The organism is Methylomagnum sp. (genome assembly GCF_054333355.1).
In genome coordinates this window covers 1-2924 of record NZ_JBTEKS010000487.1, presented here as the reverse complement: position 1 = coordinate 2924, position 2924 = coordinate 1, and the positions used below count along the sequence as shown (strand labels likewise).

Sequence of the window (2924 nt, the reverse complement as noted above, 5' to 3'; positions counted from 1 at the left end):
AAGGGGATCGGGACGTGGCTCCACAAATGGCTCTACGCCCGGTCGTGGGCCTTGCAGATTCCCTCCGGGAATCCGCCCGGCACTCGGGCTACCGGGGACTACTCGGCTCGCTCGCTTCGCATTGCTCCATGCCTCGCAGCGGTCGTGAATTGTCGCAGGCTGAAGCCCGCTCCCACGAATGCTCAAAATGGTCGGTGCCAGCGGCCAGCTTTCGCCGGGCAAGAAATACGCGGGCAAATACTTTGAACTGGCTGAACGGGAAGACGGAACCATCGTTAACCCATCAGGCTGATTCGGTGGGTTACGGCGCACGGCAACCCCGCAATAAATATCAAGCCTCACATAGTGTGCGCCTAACCCACCCTACGAAATTCAACGTTAGGGACGCACCAACACCTTCAACGCCCCCCGCTGTCCCGCCCGCTCAAACGCCTCAACGGCCCGTGCCAGCGGATATTCCGCCTCGATCAACCCCATCGGGTCCACCGCCTGCATTTCCAACAACCGCAACGCGGCGGGGAAGGGGCCGCAGCGTGAACCGATCAGAGTGATTTCATCCACCACCAGCGACGAGAAATCCACGCCGAGTTCGCCTCGATAGGTGGATTTCAGCACCAGCGTTCCCCGAGGCCGGACGGCTTGCCGGGCCAGTTGAAACCCGGCGGGCGAGCCGGTCGCTTCCACCACCACATCGAAATGCCGGGCGGGCGCTTCGTCATCATCATTCAGGCAAGCAATGCCGCGCCCGGCCAGCAAGTCCCGCTGGCGTGGATGCTTTGCCATCACCCGCAAATCGCAGCCGGTCAGCGCCAAGGTCTGGGCGATCAATTGCCCCAAGCGTCCGGCCCCAATCACCAGCGCCCGGCTACTCGGATGAATCGCCACCCGCTCCTGAATTTCCAGCGCCGCCGCCAAGGGTTCGACGAACACCGCCGCCGCGTCGGGCACGCTGTCGGGGACGGGGTGGAGATTGGTTTCGGGGAGGGTGAGATATTCGGCGAAGGCACCATTCCGGCCACGAATGCCCAGCACCGTGCGGTTCTCGCAATGGGTGGGGCGATTGGCTCGGCAGGAGTCACAATGGCCACAGGCGAGGTTGATTTCGCCCACCACGCGCTGGCCGACGAGGACGCGGTTGTCGGCTTCGACCACTTCGCCGACGAACTCGTGGCCGGGGATGCCGGTGAAGGGGTAGTAGCCGCGCACCAGTTCCAAGTCGGTGCCGCAGAGACCGGCGAGGCGGATGCGGAGGAGGGCTTCGCCCATTTGCCGGGTGGGTTCCGGCGCATCGTCACGCCGGGACAGCGTTTGATTTTCCAGCCAAATAGCACGCATCGGAACCCACCGAGGGCGAGGATTAGGCAAACACCGCCGCAATCTGCGCCTGCGCCCGTTCCGCCGCCGCCTTGGGATCGGCGGCGTCGCGGATGGGCCGACCGACCACGATGTAATCCGCGCCGTTCTGGAACGCCTGCTCCACCGTCACCACCCGCTTCTGGTCGTCGGACGGGCGGTTCTCCACCGGGCGGATACCGGGCGAAATCACCAGCAATTTGTCGTCCACTTCCTGACGGAGCAGCGGCACTTCCAGACCCGAAGAAATCACTCCGTCGCAGCCCAAGGCGAGGGCGCGGCGAGCGCGGGACAGCACCAGTTGTTGCACATCGCAGGCGAAACCCAGGTCGTTCAGGTCGCCCTGGTCTAGGCTGGTTAGCACGGTGACGGCCAAGACTTTCAAGCCATCGCTCTTAGCCTTGGCGGCAGCCTGCATGATGGCGTCGTTGCCATGCACCGTGGCGAAATCCACCCCATGCTGACTGAGTGCCTTTACCGCCCGGCCCACGGTTTCCGGCACGTCGAAGAATTTCAGGTCGGCGAACACCTTCTTGCCGCTGACGTTCAGCCAGTGGATTAGGCTGAAATAATCCCCGGCCATGAACAGTTCCAGCCCAATTTTGTAGAACATGACGGAATCGCCGAGGGTTTCGACCAGGGCTTTGGCCTCGTCCACGCTGGGCACGTCCAGGGCCATGATGAGGCGTTCGCGGGTGGGGATGGGTTTCTTGGAGAGAAAATCGGACATGGTTATTCCTGTGTGGGCAATGGGTTAAATCATGGGGCGTCGCCGTCCGCCCGGAAAGCCGCTTGCTAGAATAGCCGCTCACTTCAACAGGGACAGGCGATGGTCGCGGTATTGATCCAAATGGGCGCGCTGATTGTGTGCGGCGCGGTGTGGCGCATTATAAAGCCGGGTGGCCTGGATGCCGACCAAACCCGTGTGGCGCTGACCACGCTGGTGTTTAATCTGCTATTGCCCGCGCTGGTGCTGTCGGTGCTGTGGAAGGCCAAGCTGGGCGCGGACACGTTGAAAATCGCAGGCTTTAGCGCCGCCATCATTTTCTTCGGCGCGGGGCTGGTTTGGCTGGCGGGCCGACTGCGTCGGATGGACCCCCGGCGGCTGGGTTCGGCGATGCTGGGCGTGGCGTTTTCCAATGTGACCTACATGGGCCTGCCGGTGCTGGAACAGACGTTCGGCCCGTGGGCGCGTTCCATTGCCATCCAGGTTGATATGTTCGCGGGCTTGCCCTTGGTGCTGACTTTCGGGGTGCTGATTGCCAAACATTACGGCACGCCCGCCGACGGCGAGGGGTCGTTGCTCCGCCCGTTATTGGTCAATCCACCGTTGTTGGCCGCTGGTGTGGGGCTGGGTTTGAACCTGGCGGGTATCGCTGAGCCGGTGTGGATGGAGCGCTTCCTGGCGTCGCCGTCGGCGGCGGTGGTGCCGTTGATGCTGATTTCGCTGGGCTTGGGGCTGCGCTGGGACTCCTGGCGTCGCCGCAATTTGCCGCTGGCGACGGTGGTGGTGGCCTTGAAGATGATGGCGGTGCCGCTGTTCGGGCTGTGGCTGGCGGGCGGGCTGGGTT

Annotated in this window: 3 protein-coding genes; 1 reads left to right on the top strand and 2 read right to left on the bottom strand. The window is 63.3% G+C overall.

All coding sequences use genetic code 11. From position 1 onward, the window contains the following. Positions 1-378: 378 nt before the first annotated feature. Both ACXWUF_RS21495 and pyrF read right to left on the bottom strand, forming a co-directional pair. On the bottom strand, positions 379-1335 hold the full coding sequence (locus ACXWUF_RS21495; RefSeq protein ID WP_458496576.1) for an MDR/zinc-dependent alcohol dehydrogenase-like family protein: 957 nt from the start codon (positions 1333-1335) through the stop codon (positions 379-381). Positions 1336-1357: 22 nt separating this feature from the next. Continuing rightward, positions 1358-2083, bottom strand: a complete 726-nt coding sequence (gene pyrF / locus ACXWUF_RS21490) for an orotidine-5'-phosphate decarboxylase (RefSeq protein WP_458496575.1) — start codon at positions 2081-2083, stop codon at positions 1358-1360. 120 nt (positions 2084-2203) lie between these two features. On the opposite strand from pyrF, the gene ACXWUF_RS21485 reads away from it, so the two are divergent. Further along, positions 2204-2924, top strand: a 721-nt coding sequence (locus ACXWUF_RS21485) for an AEC family transporter (RefSeq protein WP_458496574.1), incomplete at its 3' end; no start/stop codon positions are given.